Consider the following 18,641-nt stretch of genomic DNA (forward strand, 5'->3'; position numbering starts at 1 on the left):
GTCACGGCAGGGCGCGGCAGCGGCCGACGTTCGCGATCAGCCCGACCGCGACGAGCGAGACCACCAGCGACGTCCCGCCGAACGAGATGAACGGGAGCGGCACCCCGGTGACCGGCCACGAGCCGGTGACGACGCCGATGTTGATGAACGCCTGGATCACGATCAGGAACGTGCATCCGAGCGCAAGCATCATCCCGAAACGGTCGGGCGCCTTCTGCGCGAGCGTGATCGCGCGGACCGCGAAGAGGACGAAGAGCGCGATCACCACCAGGCCGCCGAGCAGACCCAACTCCTCACCGAGCACCGCGAAGATGAAGTCGGTGTGGGCTTCGGGGAGATAGAAATACTTCTGCCGCGACGCGCCGAGGCCCAAGCCGATCACGCCGCCGCTTCCCAGCGCGAGCAGTGACTGCACGATGTGGAATCCCGTGTTCTGCGCGTCTTTCCACGGGTTGAGAAACGCGAACACGCGCGCGCGCTTGTACGCCGACGAGCCGACGGCGACGGCGACGGCCGGGAGCAGCGCCAGCGTGACCATGACGAGGTGCTCGAAGCGGGCGCCGGCGACGAAGATCATCGCGAACGCCGTGAAGATCAGCAGCGACGCCGTTCCCATGTCGGGCTCGAGAAAGATCGGCACCGCGAGCAGAAACGTCACGAAGAACGCCGGCGCGACACCTTTCGAGAGCGAGAGGACGCCCTCGCCGAGCTGGGCGAGCTTCGCGGCGAGGAACAGCACCAGCGCCAGCTTCGCGAACTCCGAGGGCTGAAACGAGAGCGCGTGAAAGCCGAGCCAGCGCCGCGCGCCGCCGGTCGCGAAGCCGACGTGCGGGATCAGCGTGAGGACGAGCAGGACGACGGCGAGGATCACCGTCCCCGGCGCGAGCGCCCGGAGCTTGCGGTAGTCGATGCGGTACGCGAGGTAGCCGAAGACGATCCCGGCGCCGAGATACGCGAGCTGACGCTTGAGATAGAACGCGTTGTCGTGATAGCTCGCGTACGCGGTCACGCTCGACGCGCTGAACACCATGACCAGGCCGATCGCGACCAGGAACGCGGCCGCGCCGAGCAGCAGCGCGTCGGGCGGGCGCAGCGCGATCCGCAGCGTGCGCTCCCGGCCGCGTTCGCGTTCGCGCCCCCGCGCGCGGGGCGCGACGCTGGCGCTACCGAGCACCGGCGACTCGATGGTCGAGCGCCTGCACCGCTTCGACGAACAACTCGCCGCGATGCTCGGCGGAGCGGAACATGTCGAACGACGCGCAGCCCGGCGAGAGCAGCACGATGTCACCGGGCGCGGCGAGCGCGTGCGCGCGACGCACGGCCTCTTCCATCGACGCGGCGCGTTCGACGGTCGCGCGCTTCACAACGGCGGCGATCTCGTCGGCGGCTTCGCCGATCAGCACGACCGCCTTCGCGCGCGACGAGACGACCTTCCCCATCTCGGCGAACTCGGTCCCCTTCGCTTTGCCGCCGGCGATCAGCACGATCGGCCGGTCGAACGAACGCATCGCCGCGATCACCGCGCCGGGATTCGTCGCCTTCGAATCGTCGACGTACTGCACGCCGTCGACGTCGGCGACGGGTGCGAGGCGATGACCGAGCGGCCGAAATCCCCGCACGCCCTCGCGGACGGCCTCGAGCGGGAGGCCCGCGGCGAGCGCGACCAGGATCGCGCCCATCGCGTTTTCGACGTTGTGCCGGCCGAGCAGCGGGATCTCGTCGACGCGCATCACGTCGATCGGCCGCGGATCGCCGGTCGGCGGCGCGTATACGATCAGCTCGCCGCCGCGCAGGTAGAGGCTCGTCGAGCGATGCGGCTCCGACGCGAACCACAACTGGCGGCTCTTGATGCGATTGCCGTCTTCACCCGGCGCGGCGCGCACGATCTCGTCGTCGTAGTTGCCGACGAACGTATCGCCCGGACCTTGGTTGGCGAAGATGCGGAACTTCGCTTCCGCATACTCCTCCATCGAAAAGTAGCGGTCGAGGTGATCGGGAGTGATGTTCGTGATCAGCGAGATCCGCGGCTTGAACGAACGGATCGACTCGAGCTGAAACGAGCTCACTTCGGCGATCACCCAGTCGTCGGGCGCCGCGCCGGCGGTCTCGCCGATCAGCGCGTTGCCGATGTTGCCCCCGACGTGCACGGTCTTCCCGGCGGCGGCGAAGAGCGCGCCGACGAGCGCCGTCGTGGTCGATTTTCCCTTCGTTCCGGTGACCGCGACGATCGGCGCCTTGCAGATGCGGTACGCGACTTCGACTTCGCTGAACACCGGGACGCCGGCGGCCTGCACGCGCCGCACGATCGGGGCGTTGAGCGGGATCCCCGGCGAGAGGACGGCCACCGTGAGCGAGGGGAGCAGCGCGTCGAGCGCGCCGGGATCGACGAACGGGACGCCGCTCGCGGCGAGTTCCGCAAGCGCGTCACCGAGCGCGTCGCGCGGCGCCTCGTCGGTCGCGGCGATCGAGCCGACGCGCTCGCGCAGCACCGCGACGCCGGCGCGTCCGCTGCGGCCCAGGCCGATGACGAGGACGTGTTCGGAGCGGTCGAAGCGGCCGCTGGGTGAGGGAACGTTCATGTCGTGCGTGCGATCAGGGCGAAGCCCACGAGCGAGAGCAGGAGTGAAGCGAGCCAGAAGCGCGACGTCACCTTCGTCTCCGGCCAGCCGCCGAGTTCGAAATGGTGGTGAAGCGGGCTCATCCGGAACACGCGGCGGCGCGTCGTCTTGTACGAAGCGACCTGGATGATGACGCTGAGAGTTTCGGCGACGAAGACGCCGCCGATGAGCAGCAGGAACAGGTGCGCGCCGGTCAGCACGGCGACGCCGGCGAGCGCGCCGCCGAGCGCGAGCGAGCCGGTGTCGCCCATGAAGACGCGCGCGGGATGACGGTTGTAAACGAGGAAGCCGAACACCGCGCCGAGCACTGCGGCGGCGAAGATCGCGACGCCGATCGCGTGCAGAATCCCCGCGATGCAGACGAACGCGACCAGCGGCGGCACGACCGTCCCGCCGGCGAGCCCGTCGAGACCATCGGTGAGGTTGACGGCGTGCGTCGTGGCGAGCACGACGCAGATCGAGAGCCCGTACCACAGCCACGCCGGGACCGGACCGATCGCGACGAACGACATCGTCTGCGGTCCGGCGACGAGGAGGAACGCGGTCGCCGCGGCGGCGGTGAGCGCGAACTTCGGCACCGCGCGCAGACCTTTGTTCTTCTGCTTGCGGATCTTTGCGAGATCGTCGACCGCGCCGATCGCCATGCAGGAGTAAACGAGCAGCGCGAGAGCGGCCGTGGTGCGCGACGGCGCGAGCAGCAGCGCGATCGGCGGCGCGATCGCGAACAGCACGCCGCCCATCGTCGGCGTCCCGGTCTTCGTCTGATGCGATTTGGGCGCGTCCTCGTAGGCCGTCTGCCGCGCTGCGGCGCGCTGCAGCCGCGCGATGAGGGGGCGCCCCAGCAGCGCGGTCAGGATGAACGCGGGCAGCGTCGCGAACACGCCCGTTACGGCGAGGATCCCGAGGCCCAGCGGTGCGTTGACGAGCGCGAATGCAGCCGGATTTGCCGTCACGGTGCCGCCAGCGGGCTTGGCCCGTCCCCGCGCCACGTGAGCACGACCAGCGGCGTCTGCTCGTCGCCGTTGCCGTGCGGGTTGCCGAGCAGCGCGCGCTCCACCGCGCCGCGGTCGAGCTGCGGCGACGCACCGAGCGTCTTCGCGCGGTGCAGATCGTTGGCGTCGATGATCGCGACGTGCACGCCGAGCGCCGCGGCGAGCTCCGACGCGACACGATCGGGCTCGGCCGGGCCGAGGACGATCGCGCGTTCGTACGGCGGCAGGGTGCCGGTGTACCCGTCGATCGCCGCGATCGCCTCGCCGAGGATCTCGTAGAACACGCCGCGCTTTCCGCGCAGCGCGGCGAGCACGTGCGCGATCGCGGCGCGCACCACGTTCGCCGCGCCGACGTCGTCGATCACCAGCTGCAGCGATTCGGGCTGATTGATCGTCGCGAGCGCCCCGGCCCGGCGCGAGAGCGCGAGCGCGAGCCTCGAGGGGCGGATGTACTCGGCGGGGATGAAACGCGACTGCGCGATCGCGACCGCCGTCTCGGCGACCGCGACGACGTCGCCCGGGCGCGCGATCCCGCGCACGGACTCGCCGACCAGCACCGTGAGATCGTCGCCCGGGGCGATCAGCCGCGTGCGCACGGGGATCGCGATGAGCCCGTCGGGGATCCCCGGCTCGCGGACTGCGACCGGAATCATCGGAACACCTCGGCGCCGAGCGCCGTCGCGATCTCCTCCATCTTGTACCGGCGCGAACCTTTGAGCAGGATCGCGTCGCCGCGCTGAACGTTCGCGCGCAGCCACGCGACCGCGTCGTCGTTGGTCGCGTACCGATAGACGTGACCGCCGGCCGCTTCGACGCCGCGCGCGGTGTCGTCGGCGAACGGACCGCCGGCGAGGACGACGTCGGCGCGCGTCGCCGCGATCGCTCCGATCTTCTCGTGCATCGCGGGCGAGTCGTCGCCGAGTTCGGCCATGCTGCCCAGCACCGCGATGCGACGCTCCGCTTCTTCGCGTCCGAACGTCGCGAGCGTCGCGAGCGTCCCCGAGAGCGACGCGTTGTACGCGTCGAACACGAGCCGCACGTCGTCGCGCAGCTCGACGACTTCGTAGCGGCCGTGCGGGAGCGCGAGCGTGCCGACCGCCTCCGCGAGCGCCGCCGCGTCGGCGCCGCCCGGCACCCGTTCGCTGCACAGCAGCGCGGCGGCGAAGGCGGCGGCCAAGTTGCGGCGATTGTGATCGCCGGGGAAGCGGATCGACAGCCGATGCGTCTGTGTCGTCCCATCCCCTGCGATCGCCCACACCGCTTCCGGCTCCACGACGACGCCGCGATCGCCGTGCGGCGGGCGTTCGAGATCGATTCCGTACCATACCGGGTGCGCGCTCAACGCACGCGCGCGCTCGCGCGACGCCTCGTCGGCGAGGTTGAGCACGGCTTGCCGGGAGCCGGCGGGGAGCGCCCACTTCGTCTCCGCGATCCGCTCGCGGCTGCCCATGATCTCCAAGTGCGCTTCGCCGATGTTGGTGAGGACGCCGACGTCGGGCCGCGCCGCGGCGACCAGCACGTCGAGGTCGCGATACTTGCGCGCGCCCATCTCGACGATCGCGACGCGCGCGTCGCCGTCCTCGAGGCCGCAGAGAAACCTTCCGACGCCGACTTCGTTGTTCTCGTTCTCCGGCGTCGCGGTCACCGGGACGCCGGCACCGCGCAGGAGCGCGAGCAGAAACTGCTTCGTCGTCGTCTTCCCCGTCGAGCCGGTGATCCCGACGACCGGTCCGCGCACGCGCGTGCGCGCGAGCGAACCCAGATCGAGATACGCCTGCAGCGTGTCGGAGACGACCAGCGCCGGCCGCCCCGGCGGCACCGCCGACGCGTCGTCGACGATCGCGCACGCCGCGCCGCGCGAGAACGCCTGCGCGACGTAGGCGTGACCGTCGAAGCGCTCGCCGCGCAGCGCGAGGAAGGTTGCGCCGCGTTCGAGATCGCGCGAGTCGGTCTGCACCAGGAGCGACGCCGGCAGCGCCCCCTGGTTCACCGCCGCCGCACGCGTCGCCGCGATCGCGTCGCCGAGCGGAAGCCTCACCTTCGCGCTCCCTCCGCGCGCGTCGAGAACGCGTTGCGCACCTCGTCGCGATCGTCGAACGGGCGCACGTCCGCCCCGACGATCTGATACGTCTCGTGTCCCTTGCCGGCGACGACGACCGTATCGCCCGCGTGCGCGTCGTCGATCGCGCGGCGGATCGCGGTGCGGCGATCGAGCACGATATCGGTGTGCGGGAAACCGGTCGCGACGGCGACGGCGATCGCCATCGGGTCTTCGCTGCGCGGGTTGTCGCTGGTGACGATGACGCGGTCGGCGAGGCGCGCGGCGATCTCGCCCATCTGCACGCGCTTGCCGGGATCGCGGTCGCCGCCGCACCCGAACACGACGATCAGTCGTCCGCGCGTCGTCTCGCGCGCGGCGCGCAAGACGTTCTCGAGCGCGTCGGGGGTGTGCGCGTAGTCGACGACCGCGTCGATCCCGAACGCGCCGATCCGTTCCATCCGGCCGGGGACCGCTTTGGTCGAGCCCAAACCGCGCGCGATCTCGCGGTCGCCGATCCCCAGAGTCCGCCCCAGGCCGAAGGCCGCCAGCGCGTTGCGCACGTTGAAACGCCCCGGCAGCGCGATCGCCACCGTCGTTCCGGCAACGCGGAAATGCGACCCGTCGCCGTCGAGCCGGACCTCTTCAGCGCGCAGCATCGCGGCGGCGTCGATCGCGTACGTGATCGGCCGGAGCCCGGCGATTTCGCGGGCGAACGCCGCGCCCGATGCGTCGTCGACGTTGAGGACCGCGAACGGAGCAAGGTCGAACAGCCGCCGCTTCGCCGCGACGTACCGTTCGAACGTGCCGTGAAAATCTAGGTGATCGCGCGTGATGTTGGTCAGCGCGGCGGCCGCGAACCGGACGTGGTCGACGCGGCGCAGGGCGAGCGCGTGCGACGACACTTCCATCGCGATCGCGCGCGCGCCGGCGTCGCGCATCGCGGCGAGCAGACCGTGCAGCTCGATCGCCAGCGGCGTCGTGTTCGCGAGCGGCCAGGAGCGCTCGCGGAACGCGCCGCCGAGCGTCCCGACGACGCCGCACGGGACGCCGGACGACTCGAGCATGTCGCGTACCAGGTGCGTCGTCGTCGTCTTGCCGTTCGTTCCGGTGACGCCGACGACCAGCATCGACGCCGAGGGGCGGTCGTGAAACGCGTCGGCGAGCGCCGAGGCCGCGATGCGCGTGTCGTCGACGAGCACGCACGGCACCTCGGTGTCGGGCGCGCGTTCGGCGACGATCAGCGCGGCGCCGCGCGCGATCGCGTCGCCGATGAATTCGTGCCCGTCGTCGCGTTCGCCGCGCAGCGCGACGAACGCCGTCCCCGGCCCGACCGCGCGCGAATCGCTCGCGATCGCATCGATCCGCGGCGGCGGCGTCCCGACCACCCGCGCGCCGGCCAGCGCCGCGAGAAGTCCCGACGTCTCTCGCATCAGCGTGTGTCCTTCGCGCGCCCGCTGCGACGGACCAAGCGCGGCGGCGCGGCCGGCATGATCCCGGCATGCAGCATCGTCGCGCGAGCGAGCTGCGCGAAGACGGGCGCGGCGACTTGCGAGCCGTAGATCGAACCAACCGGGCGTTCGACCTTGACCAGGATGACGTAGCGAGGATGCTCGGCGGGGATCATCCCGATGAACGATGCGTTGTAGGCGCCCGGCTCGTACCGCCCGTTCTCGACGATCTGTGCCGTGCCGGTTTTTCCCGCCGTCGCATACCCCGGAACCTCGGCCGTCCCCTTGCCTGTCCCGCGGGTGACGACTTGGCGCAGATACGATCGCAGCCTGGCGGCAGTGGCGGCGGAGATCGCGCGCCGCTCGATCTCCTGACGGTAGGTGTAGATCGTCTTCCCCGACGGGTCGGCGAGCGCGTGGACGATCCGCGGGCGGAGCAGGAGGCCGCCGTTGGCGATCGCCGCGTAGGCGCGGATCATCGCCAGCGGCGTCACAGAGATACTCTGTCCGAACGCGATCGTCGGCAGCGTCGAACCGCTCCACGTGGAGGGCGGCAAGACGATCCCGGGGTTCTCCCCCGGGAGTTCGACCGCCGTCGGATCGCCGAAGCCGAAGCGCGTGAGGGTCCGGTAGATCGCGGAAGCGCCGGTCGCCATCCCGACTTCGGCGGCGCCGACGTTGTACGAGTACGCGATGATGTCGTCGAGCGACGTCGTGCCGCCGACGCTGGCGTTGAAGCCGTCGTCGGCGTTGTGGATCACGCGGCCGCCGACCTCGAGCGTGTCGCGGCTCGGGAAACGCGTCGCCGGCGTGATCCTGCCGCTGTCGAGCGCGGCGGCGACGGTGATCAATTTGAACGTCGAGCCCGGCTCGTAGGCGTCGGTGATCGCGCGGTCGCGCCACGCGTCGCTCGCGAACGCGCCGAAGTGCGCGGGATCGAAATCCGGCATGTTCGCGACCGCGAGCAGTTCGCCGCTCCATGGGTCCATCACGATCGCGGTCCCGCTGCGCGCGTGCCACTGCGCGACGGCGCCGCGCAGCAGATGCTCCGCTTCGAACTGCACGTAGGGATCGATCGTGGTGACGATCGTCGTCCCGGGGACGGCGCGTTCGATGACGTGCTTCTCGCCGAGCGGGATCGCGTGCCCGAACTGATCGGCCTCGATCCGCATCTTTCCGGGGACGCCGCGCAGCAGGCGATCGAAGCCGTACTCGAGGCCGTCGAGTCCGTTCTCGTCGGTCCCGGTGAAGCCGATCACCGTCGAAGCGAGGCGTCCCGACGCGACGAATCGCAGACCCGTCTCTTCACCCTTGGTCTCAATCCCCGCGATCCCCAGCCGGCGCACGCGTTCGGCGACCTCGTGCGGCACCTTGCGCGCCAGCCAGCGGAACTGCAGTCTGTCGCGCAGCACCGTTTCGAGCTGCGCCGCGGGCTCGTGAAGGACGGGCGCGAGCCGCCGCGCCGCGTCCTGCGGGTCGGCGACGTCGGCGGGGACCGCGTAGATCGATTCGGACGGGAGCGAGCGGACCAGCACGTTGCCGTCGCGATCGAGGATCGCCCCGCGCAGAGCGAAATCGTCGACGGCTTCGTTGTGCTGCGCGAGCGCGAACCGGGCGAGCTTCGGACCCTCGCGGACTTGCACGTTGCCCAGCCGCAGAGCGAGGGCACCGGCCAGCGCGACAACCAGAACGAGCGCGATCTTCGCCCGGCCCGGAGCGACGCGCGCGAAGGCACGCGCCGCCATGTTACCGCCCGCTAATCCACGAGAAGAGTGCGAGGCCCGACGGCTGCGGACGGGCGTGCGGGAGCGGCACGGGCACGACCGCGTACACGCGCGGATCGTGCATCTTCAATTGCACGGCGAGCTGCGCGAGGCGTTCGGGCGACTTGAGGCGCGCGATCGTATTCTCGAGCCGCTGCGACTCCTCGGCAAGCGCGGCGCGTTCGCGCTGCGCGCGCGAGACGGCATAGCTCTGCGAGGTGATCGAGGCGGTGAGCGTCACGTACCCCAGCAACGGAAGGAGCGCGGCGACGGCGAGCGCGAGGACGGCGAAGAGCGGACGATGGACGCGCCGCTTCGAGCGCCGCACGCGGCGTTTCGTCGCGGCCCGCACGCGTTCGACGTGACGGGGCGGTTCGACGTGTTTGGGTTGAGCGATCATCCGGCCGCCTCGATCCGTTCCGCGACGCGGAGTTTCGCACTGCGGGCGCGCGGGTTCGCGGCGACTTCGGCGTCGCTCGCGACGATTGGTTTGCGCGTCACCGCGCGCACGCGGGGATCGTCACGGAACGTCTGTTTCACGATACGGTCCTCGAGCGAGTGAAAGCTGATCGCCGCGATCCGCCCGCCGGTCGCAGTCCGTTGCAGTGCCGCCGCGAGCCCCTCGCGCAGCGCGCCGAGCTCGTCGTTGACGGCGATCCGCAGCGCCTGAAACGTGCGGGTCGCCGGATGGATCTTCGCGTGGCCGGGGATGCGCGTTGCGCGGGCAACGACGTTCGCCAGGTCGAGCGTGTCGCGTACCGGCGTCCCCGCATCGCGCAGCGCGACGATCGCGCGCGCGATCCGGCGCGACGCACGCTCTTCTCCGTACTCATAGATCGTATTCGCGATCGTGCGCTCGTCGCGCGTCGCCAGAAACTGCGCCGCGCTCTCGCCCGCCGTCGGATCCATCCGCATGTCGAGCGGCGCCGCGATGCGGAAGGAGAAGCCGCGTTCCCCTTCACCGAACTGCATCGAACTCACCCCGAGATCGAACAGCACGCCGTTCACGCGTGCGATCCCCAGCGCGTCGAGCGACGCCGCCAGCGTGCGGAAGTTGGTGCAGACCAGCGTAAAGCGCGGATCGGTGAGCGCACGCGCCTGCGCCGACGGATCGACGTCGAATGCGATCAGCCGCCCTGCAGGATCGAGCCGCGTGAGGATCAGCGCGGCGTGACCGCCCGCCCCGAACGTCGCATCGACATACGTGCCGTCGGCACGAATCGCCAGCGCCTCGACCGCTTCCGCCGCAAGCACGGCGACGTGATCGGCCATCGCTACCGGCACCTCGCGCGCACGGGCCCACTCAGAACAGCCCCAGTTCCGACGTGAAGTCGGGGAGTTCGGTCGGATCGGCGACGTGGCGATCGTAGCGCTCTTTCGCCCACACCTCGACCCGCGTCATCGAGCCGATCGAGACGACGTCCTTGCCGATCCCGGCCCACGTGCGCAGCGCGGCCGGAACGCCGACGCGCCCCTGCGGATCGCAGCTGACTTCTTCGGTATGGGCGAAGAGCCGCCGCACGAACGTCCGGAAGCGCGCATCCTTCACCGGCGCCGCCTGAAGCTTCGCGCAGACGTCGTTCCACGTCGCCGCGGGATAGAGGACCAGACACCCGTCGGGCTCGTCGATCGACAGGTAGAAGCCGGCGCCGAGACGCTCGCGGAAGCGCGAGGGCACGACGAGCCGGCCCTTGTCGTCAAGGCTGTGCTCGGCCGAACCGGTGAACAAGGGACGATCCGACACTGGATCACCCCTTGCCCCCAAAACGCTCCATCTCCCTCCACTATATCCCACCACATCACCGCGCCACAAGGACGCACACGAAGAAAAATGTGCATTGCCAGAAGAAGTCGCCACTCGTCAGAAGTGCTTGAACCTTCGACGCCCCGGCGGCGCTTTCAGGGAGCGGCGTGAGCCCTACCCACGCGAACGTATGTTCGGGTTAATCGAGGAGGCAAAAACCGGGTGCGGCGACATCACCCTCGTCGGTGAGATCGGCGCGCTGTGGCCGGCGCCGGCGGTCCGGTTTTGGCCGACGACGACGCCGACGCCGAAGCTCAATTCGCGGTTCATCGGGTCGAAGAAGCGTGAGGCGCGAAACGAGGATCGTTGACGAGGTCGCGATCGCGCAGGTGACAGCTGCCGTTCCCTGCGGTCGTCGCGCGAACTCATTGAGACGCTCGGCGCGAACCACGACGGCCGCCGCCTGCGATGTGGGGAACACGGACGATCTGCGGAGGTGGGAGGCGCATATCGATCAGCGGCGTTCGCCGAAGCTCGGCTGCCAACGGCGCTGCAGGCGACGCGGATACTCGTAATGAGCGATAGCGCGTTGGTCGCAAAGGCCTGGTGGTACGGCATGAATCCCCGGTTTCTCTCTGTGTCAACGTGAGGTGAGACCACCAAGCCGGAACAAATACTGAGGGCGAGCAAGGCTACCGAACCATGATCCAAGACGTGGACCTTCCCAAGAAAGCCTCCCGCCGCGTTTTCTCCGAGGAAAAGCGCCGCGAGATCGTCGCCGAATACGACGCCGCCGCAACGCCCGCCGAGCGCGCCGCGGTTCTCCGCCGACACGGCATCTACACTTCGTCCGTTTCGAACTGGCGCAAGCATATCGCGGCAAGCGTCCCTCGCGCGCCGCGTGGACGCCGTCCAGATCCGGATGCGACGGAGACGCGTCGCCTGCACGATCAGATTGCCCGACTCGAGCGCAAGCTTGCGAAGTCGGAGAGGACCGTCGCCGCCCTGGGAAAAGCGCACGCGCTCTTGCAGATGCTCGCCGAGCAGGACGCGGAACCCCAGGCGAGTTCGAGGGAATCGTGAACGACCTTGCGACCGTCGTCGGGCGGCGCTACGCTTCACGTATTCTCAACGCGTCTCGTGCGACGTTGTATCGGCGCGCACGAACCGCCGCAGTGATCGAGCCGCTCTCGCGACCGCGGCGTGCTTCGTCGCGCGCATTGACGCCGTCTGAGGTTGAGAACGTTTCTGCCGTGCTGCATCAGGAACGCTTCGCAGACCGAAGCGTGCGCTCGATCTACGCCATGCTTTTGGACGAGGGGGAGTATTTCTGCTCGATCTCGACGATGTATCGCATCCTGCGTCAGACCGGGGAAACGACCGAACGGCGGCGTCTTGCGACGCATCCGGCACGCGTTAAGCCGGAGCTTCTCGCGACGATGCCGTGCCAGGTGTGGTCGTGGGATATTACGCGGCTTCCCGGAACGCGGAAGTGGACGTACTTCCATCTGTACATGATCGTCGACGTATTCAGTCGGTAAGTCAAGTCCCAAATCTGCTGTAATTCCGGTTCGTCGATCGCGTAAGTTAGGCTGCTCGTCTGTCTCGTTTTACGGCGGCCGGCTTGGCCACCGTCGTTGCTTTCCATTCGAAGTATTCGGTCATGTCGAAGTAGGCTCGGCTTAACCATTCGTCGTTTTGCTCGGAGAGTAACGCGCCGACCATGCGAATCGCTGCGGCGTCGTTTGGGAAGATGCGAATGACTTTCTCCCGGCGACGAATCTCTTCATTGAGCCGCTCTTGCATGTTGCTCGTGCGCAGTCGCCGGCGATATTTCTCCGGCAGCGGCAAGATCGCAAACATGTCTTCGAACGCTCCTTCCAAGCACACGCACGACTTGGGCGCCGTTTCTGCGAAGCGGGCCATGAATTCCGCATATCGACGCTCGGCCTCTTTGCGATCAGTTGCGAGGAAGATCAGCCGAGCTGCAGCGGTTACGTTTTCCCGTTCTTTCTTGGGCGCGTGATCGAGCAAGTTCTTCATCACGTGGAACTGGCAACGCTGCCACGTCGCGCCGACGAATTGCTTGGCGATCGCCTCACGCAAGCCCGAGTGATTGTCGGAGACGGCAACGTCGACGCCGTGCAAGCCGCGTGCTTTGAGGCCGCGAAAGAACTCGTTCCACGTCGCAAAGCTCTCCGAATCGCCGATCGAAAGACCAAGGATTTCTCGGTATCCGTCAGCGCGAATGCCGCTCGCGATGAGGAGCGCTTTGCTGACGACGCTCTTGTCGGTGCGCACCTTCGTAAAGAGCGCGTCAACGATGATGAACGGGTACGCCGCATCAAGCCGACGATTCAAGAATCCCGCGACCGGCTCGTCAAGGGCCTTCGCGAGGCGACTGACCGTCGATTTCGAAAACGACGTCCCACACAGACCTTCGGTTATCCGCGTGACCTTCCGCGTCGAGACGCCGTTGACGACCATCTCCATCAGGCCCACGACAAAGGCTTGTTCGCTGCGGCGATAACGCTCGAAGATGTCGGTTGAGAAGCTGCCGTCGCGCGTCTGCGGCACGCGCAGGACCAGCGATCCGACGCGGGTCGAGAGCTGTCGATCGCGATACCCATTCCGATAGCCCTCCCGTTCTTGACAGCGTTCGTACCGCTCGGCGCCCAGATGATCGCGCATCTGCGCCTCGAGCACTTGGTTCAAAATCGTTTCGACGAGCTTCCCGAGCGCCGCAGGTTGATCGAGCAACGCTGGAATCGCGTCGCGGGATAGGGTAAGATCGTAATCGGCCACCGTTCCGGTCCTTTCGATTGAAGTGTTGTCAACGTCAATCTTCGAACCGGAGCGGTGGCTACCCGCCCGCTGAATTTACATCAATTATAGGGACTCTGCCCAGTCGGTACCTCGTCGGTTGGCGCGTGGAGGCGCGCGAAGACGCGCAACTGGCCGAGGAGCTCTTCGCCCAGACATTCACGGCGCAACGCGTCGACACGTCGCAGCTCACGGTGCACGGCGACAACGGCGCGGCGATGACGTCCAAGACGCTCGCGCAGCTTTTCAGCGATCTGGCGGTCACGCGCAGTCACTCGCGCCCGCACGTTTCGAACGACAACCCGTTCAGCGAGTCGCTCTTCAAGACGCTCAAGTACGGGCCGTCGTATCCCGAGCACTTTGAGACGATCGAGGAGGCACGCGCCTGGTGTGGTCGATTCGTAAAATGGTACAACAACGAGCACCGGCACACGGGCATTGCGCTACTCACGCCGAGCGACGTGCATCATGGACGCGCCGAGCAGCGGCGCGACGCGCGCCGTACGGTTCTCCGGCACGCTTGGGAACGTAACCCCGACCGTTTCGTTCGCGGTCAACCGGAGCCGCCGGCTCTCGAGCCGACGACCTACATCAACCGACCCGAACTCCTAAAAGCCGCGTAACTTCCGGTCTCAAAGATGTTGACACATTCCGACACTCGCCCTTCCCGCTCATGCTCGCTGTGATGGAGAATTGCTCGAGCAGCGCACGGTAGTCGCCGCTTGCATATTGGCTTCCACGATCGGAATGGAACAGCAGGCCGGGAGCGGGTCGGCGATTTGCTAGCGCGGGTTTGAGCGGAGCTCGTGACGATTTTCGGGGAAATTGAAAAAGAAGCGGCGTAGCCTCCGGTTGCTAACACCAAAGGAGCTACGCCTTGAAGAAAGTTTACCCCAAACCAGATCCCGTTGCCAAGCCCGAGCGCGACTTTTCAGTCGAACTGGACGAATTGTGCCGGGCCAAAGTCGCCGAACTCGTCCAATCGTACCTCGAAGCGGAGGTCGATGAGTTACTCGGCCGACTCCGTTACGAACGCCGAGACGGCAAGCGCATTGGTTTCCGCGATGGGCACGACCCCGAGCGGATGGTCACCGCGAGCATCGGCCCTATCGCGATCCGCCGTCCGCGCGTTCGCGGCGTTGCGCACGAGTCAGCGCTGATCCCCAAATACCGACGTCGGCTTCCGTCGATCGACAAGACGATCCATCAGCTGTGGATCGAAGGCCTCGCGCATCGCGATTTCGAGCCGACGCTGCGCGGATTACTCGGCGCAGAAGCTCCGCTTTCGGCTTCGACGATCGCTCGCGTGAACGCCGAATTCGGTGCGGAGTACGACACGTGGAAGAAACGCCGCCTCGATGGCAATCGCTACGTGTACCTGTGGGTCGACGGCATCCATCTTGGCGCCGGCCCCGCTGACGAACGGCGCGTGTTGCTCGTGGTGATTGGGGCAGATGCCGATGGCACCAAGCATTTGAACGTTCTCGCTGGCCCAGCCACTGCAGCGCCGGCGAGCCCGGCACCGGGGCACACGGGCATTGCGCTACTCACGCCGAGCGACGTGCATCATGGACGCGCCGAGCAGCGGCGCGACGCGCGCCGTACGGTTCTCCGGCACGCTTGGGAACGTAACCCCGACCGTTTCGTTCGCGGTCAACCGGAGCCGCCGGCTCTCGAGCCGACGACCTACATCAACCGACCCGAACTCCTAAAAGCCGCGTAACTTCCGGTCTCAAAGATGTTTGACACATTCCGCTCCACGACACTCGACTTTCTCTCGTACGTTTCTTAGCGCGAACGGATCGAAGGGTTAGCTGACGCATTCGCCACATGAGCGGAAGCTTCGGCTGCAGGTGACTCTTGGATCGCTTGTATTTTTGTCACCGTCGTCTCGAGCTGACCAGACCATTTCTCGGTCAACCGTGCGGCCGTCTCGCGACCACCGAGCCCGAATGCGAGACCAAGTGCCAACGCGAGCGCCGAAACGAGTCCGATATATAAGGTGTTGACGACGACCGGAGCAACATTGAGTTCGTTGAGTGCAGCAATGATGGCGAATGCCATCACTGCGCCCGAGGTCAGTTTCGCGAGCAACCCCGAATTGCCGACCATCGCTTCGCTCGCAGCGCCGCGCACGATTGCGCCGAGCAACTGTCCTAAGAAAGCACCGACACCGAGAATGACCATAGCGACGAGAATGTTCGGGATGAAGCCTAGAATCTGGTTGATGATGATCGAGATTTGCGGCATGCCGAGCTGTTCGGCGGCCATCTCGATGAAAACGAGCCGAACGACCCACTTCACAATCTCGCCGATAACGTTGCTGGCCTTCAGTTTCGAGCCGCTTTTCTCCAGAAAGTTATTTACACCGACGCGGTTGCCGACAGTGTCGACATGCACACCTTGAGCAAGCTTCGTAACGAGGCCGCCCACGATTCCGGCGATGACCCAGCCGATGATGAGTAAGATGAGAGCGCCCAAAATGTTCGGAATCGCTGCGAAGAAATGCGATAGGCCAGCCGTTAAGCCGGTTATGAGACCTGCAGTCCAATCGGTGACAGTCGTCATAGAGGATCCTTATCAAGCGTGGAGTGCGAGATCATAACGCTCCGCGTATAACAAAAATTGCTGGTTTTCAGTTGCTAAACGATAGAGGCTATGCCTTTATGCCTTGGAGCGATTGTTTTTTAAGAACTCGTTTCGAGCTTTCAGCGGTACATGCGGCCTTCGCGAACGAGGTCAAAGACGGTTCGGCGCGCTTGACCGTTCTTGTCTTCTTCGGGGAGCGGGCGAGAGTAACGAATTTTGTAAGCCCAGGCACGAGTGTTGGGCACATGCGGTGGCGACTGACGAGCCTGAGGTACCATTTGCCGATGTCATCGGATAGAGGCCGAGGTCGAGCGCGACACGCTGCATGCCGTTTAGGTAAATTCAGGACGAGTGCTAAACCATCCCCCCACCGCAGCTGCAATTGCACCGATGAGGAGAAGGAAAAAAGCGCTAAGCGCGGTCCTTGAAAGGCTTTGCGCCGTGGCATTCGCCACCTGTTGCACCTTCTGCCCGACCGCAGTTTCGGCAGCCTTCGCTTGCTGCTGGGCAGCAGCGGCTTCCTGTGCCCAGCTATCGACGGTCTTCGTCGCCTGCGCCTTGCTCACGTGTTGCTGCGAGCGACGACGTTGATGAGCGCTTGACGATCGGCGGCTCGCGACGTCGCCCCCGTATCATGTAAGAAGCGATACACGAGCTCGTTCACGTTTTGGTGCGTCGCCTGTGGATGTTGCGCCGATGCCCCGGCGGTACTTTTTGCGAGATTACCTTGATGCTGAGCCTGCGCCTTAAGCGCTTCGGGTGAGAGTTTAGGATTGCCGGTCTGTCTGAGGATCGTTTGGACTTTGCTCGTGACGGTATCGACCGTGATGCCGTTCTTTTTCAATTGCGTGCCGACTGCCGAAGAGATGGCAGGCGCCGCCCCCGCCGCCCCTGTTCCCGCGGCGCCCACAACTTTTCCGAGAAGGCCCGTTGCTCCACCAAGAATGCCGCCGATCGCCGTTGTGAGCAAATACACGGTGACCAGGGTCGTTAGGCTCCACACGACGATTCCGTGGAGCAACCCTTCAATGCGGCGAGGCATGCCCGCAACCCCCCCGTGTCAAGATAGAGTGGTACCGGTAGCATAGGGAGTTTTTTGTACAACGTTCGTCGCAGCAGCAGAGCTGTGGATAACGGGGATACTGTGGAAAACATCCGGAACGATGCAAAGCACGCGGGGGCGAGAAAGTCCTGCAACAGATGCAGTCCTCGAACGGAACCGTTTCAACGGAAATCAAGGCAACCAGTTCACCCCAAAAACCTCAGCGACGTCGGTTCTCCGCCGCCGAGAAGCTGCGCATCGTGCGCGAGGCTGATGCGCGTCCAGCCGGCACGATCGGAGCGTTTCTCCGGCGCGAAGGTATTTACTCATCGCAGCTCTATGCCTGGCGAAGGCAGCGCGATCAAGGCGACCTCGATCCAGGTGCGGTGCGCCAACGTGCAAAAGCCAAAATGCAAGCCGACGAGGTTGCGCAGCGGCTCAAAGAACTCGAGCGGGAAAACCGGAAACTCCGTCGCCAGTTGGCGCGCGCCGAGCTCATAAACGATATCCAAAAAAAATTTGCGGGGCTCCTGGGCGTCGATCTGGAGAGCCCCGAGACGAACGAGAACGCAGAATGAGTGCGGCGCTGGAACTTGCCCACGAGATTCCGCAGCGCGCGTTGTGCACTGCAGCGGGCATCAGCCGCTCGACGCTGCGGCGCCGCCTAAACGGCACGCCGGAACGACTTCCGTCCGTGATCTCGCGCCGGCGCTCGAGAAGAGCACTGAGCGAACACGAGCAAGCTGAGGTGCTCGCGGTGCTGCATGGCGAGCGGTTTGCCGATCGCGCGCCGGCGACGATCCACGCGACCTTGCTGGACGAAGGTATCTACCTGTGCTCGGTGAGCACGATGTACCGCCTGCTGCGAGCAAACGCGGAGGTGCGCGAACGTCGCCGTATTGCACGTCATCCGGAGTACCGTAAGCCCGAACTGGTGGCCACCGGTCCGCGTCAAGTTTTCTCGTGGGATATCACGAAGCTGCGCGGCCCGCACCCGGGTGAGTGGTTCTCGCTGCTGGTGATGCTCGACATCTTCAGCCGGTTTGTCGTCGGCTGGATGCTCGTGCATCGGGCCAACGCCGAACTCGCACGGCACTTCATCGCGCAGACGCTGGAACGTGAAGGCATCCAGCCCGGGCACGCGATCGTTCACGCCGATCGCGGCGCGGAGATGACGGCGCAACCCGTGTGCGCCCTGATGGACAAGCTCGGCGTCGTACGTTCGCACAGCCGTCCGCACGTTAGCGACGATAACCCCTTCTCGGAGTCCCAGTTCCGCACGCTGAAGTACCATCCCGAATTCCCCGATCGATTTGGGTCGTTTGAGCACGGGCACGATTTCGTTGGTGAGTTCATGACCTGGTACAACAACGAGCACCGGCACTCCGGAATCGCGATGCTGACGCCGGCAATGGTGCATCACGGCCAGGCGGACCGCGTGCTCGCCGCCAGACACGACGTGATGCTCGCGGCTTACCGCGCCAAACCGGAACGATTCATCGGCGGATCGCCAAAGCGGATCGTGTTACCGCCCGCGGTGTGGATAAATCCGCCCGCTCACGACGGGGTCGCCGTGTAGGC

21 protein-coding genes and 1 pseudogene are annotated in these 18,641 nt (G+C 66.3%); 7 read left to right on the forward strand and 15 right to left on the reverse strand.

The genetic code is table 11. From position 1 onward, the window contains the following. Position 1 precedes the first annotated feature (1 nt). Genes ftsW through mraZ form a run of 10 tightly spaced genes read right to left on the reverse strand, consistent with a single transcriptional unit; the run spans position 2 to position 10,606 of the window. Positions 2-1,174, reverse strand: a complete 1,173-nt coding sequence (ftsW, locus tag WPS_RS16175; RefSeq protein ID WP_317995493.1) for a putative lipid II flippase FtsW — start codon at positions 1,172-1,174, stop codon at positions 2-4. Further along, positions 1,164-2,579: a UDP-N-acetylmuramoyl-L-alanine--D-glutamate ligase gene (murD, locus tag WPS_RS16180; protein ID WP_317995494.1), complete on the reverse strand. Its 1,416-nt coding sequence runs from the start codon at positions 2,577-2,579 to the stop codon at positions 1,164-1,166. Before murD ends, ftsW begins: the two co-directional genes overlap by 11 nt. After that, positions 2,576-3,571, reverse strand: coding sequence for a phospho-N-acetylmuramoyl-pentapeptide-transferase (mraY, locus tag WPS_RS16185; protein WP_317995495.1), 996 nt, complete (start codon positions 3,569-3,571; stop codon positions 2,576-2,578). The genes murD and mraY overlap by 4 nt, the downstream gene beginning before the upstream one ends. Beyond that, positions 3,568-4,263 (reverse strand): coenzyme F420-0:L-glutamate ligase, encoded by a 696-nt coding sequence (locus WPS_RS16190; RefSeq protein WP_317995496.1) that lies wholly within the window; start codon positions 4,261-4,263, stop codon positions 3,568-3,570. The genes mraY and WPS_RS16190 overlap by 4 nt, the downstream gene beginning before the upstream one ends. Beyond that, complete coding sequence (locus WPS_RS16195; RefSeq protein WP_317995497.1) at positions 4,260-5,648, reverse strand: UDP-N-acetylmuramoyl-tripeptide--D-alanyl-D-alanine ligase; 1,389 nt, start codon at positions 5,646-5,648, stop codon at positions 4,260-4,262. Before WPS_RS16195 ends, WPS_RS16190 begins: the two co-directional genes overlap by 4 nt. Continuing rightward, positions 5,645-7,081, reverse strand: a complete 1,437-nt coding sequence (locus WPS_RS16200) for a UDP-N-acetylmuramoyl-L-alanyl-D-glutamate--2,6-diaminopimelate ligase (RefSeq protein WP_317995498.1) — start codon at positions 7,079-7,081, stop codon at positions 5,645-5,647. The genes WPS_RS16195 and WPS_RS16200 overlap by 4 nt, the downstream gene beginning before the upstream one ends. Beyond that, entirely contained in the window at positions 7,081-8,844 is a 1,764-nt protein-coding gene (locus WPS_RS16205; RefSeq protein WP_317995499.1) for a peptidoglycan D,D-transpeptidase FtsI family protein, read from the reverse strand. Before WPS_RS16205 ends, WPS_RS16200 begins: the two co-directional genes overlap by 1 nt. Position 8,845: 1 nt before the next feature. Beyond that, positions 8,846-9,262: a hypothetical protein gene (locus WPS_RS16210; RefSeq protein WP_317995500.1), complete on the reverse strand. Its 417-nt coding sequence runs from the start codon at positions 9,260-9,262 to the stop codon at positions 8,846-8,848. Next, positions 9,259-10,134 (reverse strand): 16S rRNA (cytosine(1402)-N(4))-methyltransferase RsmH, encoded by an 876-nt coding sequence (gene rsmH, locus WPS_RS16215; RefSeq protein WP_317995501.1) that lies wholly within the window; start codon positions 10,132-10,134, stop codon positions 9,259-9,261. Before rsmH ends, WPS_RS16210 begins: the two co-directional genes overlap by 4 nt. Positions 10,135-10,165: 31 nt before the next feature. After that, a complete protein-coding gene (gene mraZ, locus WPS_RS16220) occupies positions 10,166-10,606 on the reverse strand; it encodes a division/cell wall cluster transcriptional repressor MraZ (protein WP_317995502.1) in 441 nt (146 codons plus the stop codon). A 127-nt stretch (positions 10,607-10,733) separates the two neighbouring features. Here mraZ and WPS_RS16225 point away from each other — a divergent pair, with 127 nt between their 5' ends. The 3 genes from WPS_RS16225 to WPS_RS16235 all read left to right on the forward strand — a co-directional run bounded on the left by WPS_RS16225 (position 10,734) and on the right by WPS_RS16235 (position 12,147). Next, positions 10,734-10,976 (forward strand): hypothetical protein, encoded by a 243-nt coding sequence (locus WPS_RS16225; protein ID WP_317995503.1) that lies wholly within the window; start codon positions 10,734-10,736, stop codon positions 10,974-10,976. Positions 10,977-11,320: 344 nt separating this feature from the next. Next, positions 11,321-11,689 (forward strand): transposase, encoded by a 369-nt coding sequence (locus WPS_RS16230; protein WP_317994598.1) that lies wholly within the window; start codon positions 11,321-11,323, stop codon positions 11,687-11,689. After that, a complete protein-coding gene (locus tag WPS_RS16235; RefSeq protein ID WP_317995504.1) occupies positions 11,686-12,147 on the forward strand; it encodes a hypothetical protein in 462 nt (153 codons plus the stop codon). Before WPS_RS16230 ends, WPS_RS16235 begins: the two co-directional genes overlap by 4 nt. Positions 12,148-12,193: 46 nt before the next feature. Here WPS_RS16235 and WPS_RS16240 read toward each other — a convergent pair whose 3' ends face one another. Beyond that, positions 12,194-13,411 (reverse strand): IS256 family transposase, encoded by a 1,218-nt coding sequence (locus WPS_RS16240; protein WP_317994492.1) that lies wholly within the window; start codon positions 13,409-13,411, stop codon positions 12,194-12,196. 17 nt (positions 13,412-13,428) lie between these two features. On the opposite strand from WPS_RS16240, the gene WPS_RS16245 reads away from it, so the two are divergent. Then, complete coding sequence (locus WPS_RS16245) at positions 13,429-14,052, forward strand: integrase core domain-containing protein (RefSeq protein ID WP_405054903.1); 624 nt, start codon at positions 13,429-13,431, stop codon at positions 14,050-14,052. A 31-nt stretch (positions 14,053-14,083) separates the two neighbouring features. Here WPS_RS16245 and WPS_RS16250 read toward each other — a convergent pair. Continuing rightward, positions 14,084-14,227: pseudogene (locus tag WPS_RS16250) on the reverse strand (DDE-type integrase/transposase/recombinase); the annotation flags it as partial. Positions 14,228-14,306: 79 nt separating this feature from the next. Between WPS_RS16250 and WPS_RS16255 the strand changes: the two are divergent. Beyond that, the gene (locus WPS_RS16255) at positions 14,307-15,152 is read left to right on the forward strand and encodes a transposase (protein WP_317995506.1); all 846 of its coding nucleotides are present in this window, start codon (positions 14,307-14,309) and stop codon (positions 15,150-15,152) included. Positions 15,153-15,217: 65 nt separating this feature from the next. Here the strand turns inward: WPS_RS16255 and WPS_RS16260 are convergent, their stop codons facing one another. From WPS_RS16260 to WPS_RS16270, 3 genes are all read right to left on the reverse strand, one after another. After that, positions 15,218-15,997, reverse strand: a complete 780-nt coding sequence (locus tag WPS_RS16260) for a mechanosensitive ion channel family protein (protein WP_317995507.1) — start codon at positions 15,995-15,997, stop codon at positions 15,218-15,220. A 353-nt stretch (positions 15,998-16,350) separates the two neighbouring features. Continuing rightward, on the reverse strand, positions 16,351-16,584 hold the full coding sequence (locus tag WPS_RS16265) for a hypothetical protein (protein ID WP_317995508.1): 234 nt from the start codon (positions 16,582-16,584) through the stop codon (positions 16,351-16,353). After that, positions 16,581-17,060, reverse strand: a complete 480-nt coding sequence (locus WPS_RS16270; protein ID WP_317995509.1) for a hypothetical protein — start codon at positions 17,058-17,060, stop codon at positions 16,581-16,583. The genes WPS_RS16265 and WPS_RS16270 overlap by 4 nt, the downstream gene beginning before the upstream one ends. A gap of 158 nt (positions 17,061-17,218) precedes the next feature. Between WPS_RS16270 and WPS_RS16275 the strand changes: the two genes are divergently transcribed. Together WPS_RS16275 and WPS_RS16280 are read left to right on the forward strand one after the other, a co-directional pair. Continuing rightward, positions 17,219-17,638, forward strand: coding sequence for a transposase (locus WPS_RS16275; protein WP_317994494.1), 420 nt, complete (start codon positions 17,219-17,221; stop codon positions 17,636-17,638). Continuing rightward, positions 17,635-18,639, forward strand: coding sequence for an IS3 family transposase (locus WPS_RS16280; RefSeq protein WP_317994493.1), 1,005 nt, complete (start codon positions 17,635-17,637; stop codon positions 18,637-18,639). Before WPS_RS16275 ends, WPS_RS16280 begins: the two co-directional genes overlap by 4 nt. Positions 18,640-18,641: the final 2 nt, after the last annotated feature.

The sequence above is a fragment of the Vulcanimicrobium alpinum genome (assembly GCF_027923555.1).
Taxonomy (GTDB): Bacteria; Vulcanimicrobiota; Vulcanimicrobiia; order Vulcanimicrobiales; family Vulcanimicrobiaceae; genus Vulcanimicrobium; species Vulcanimicrobium alpinum.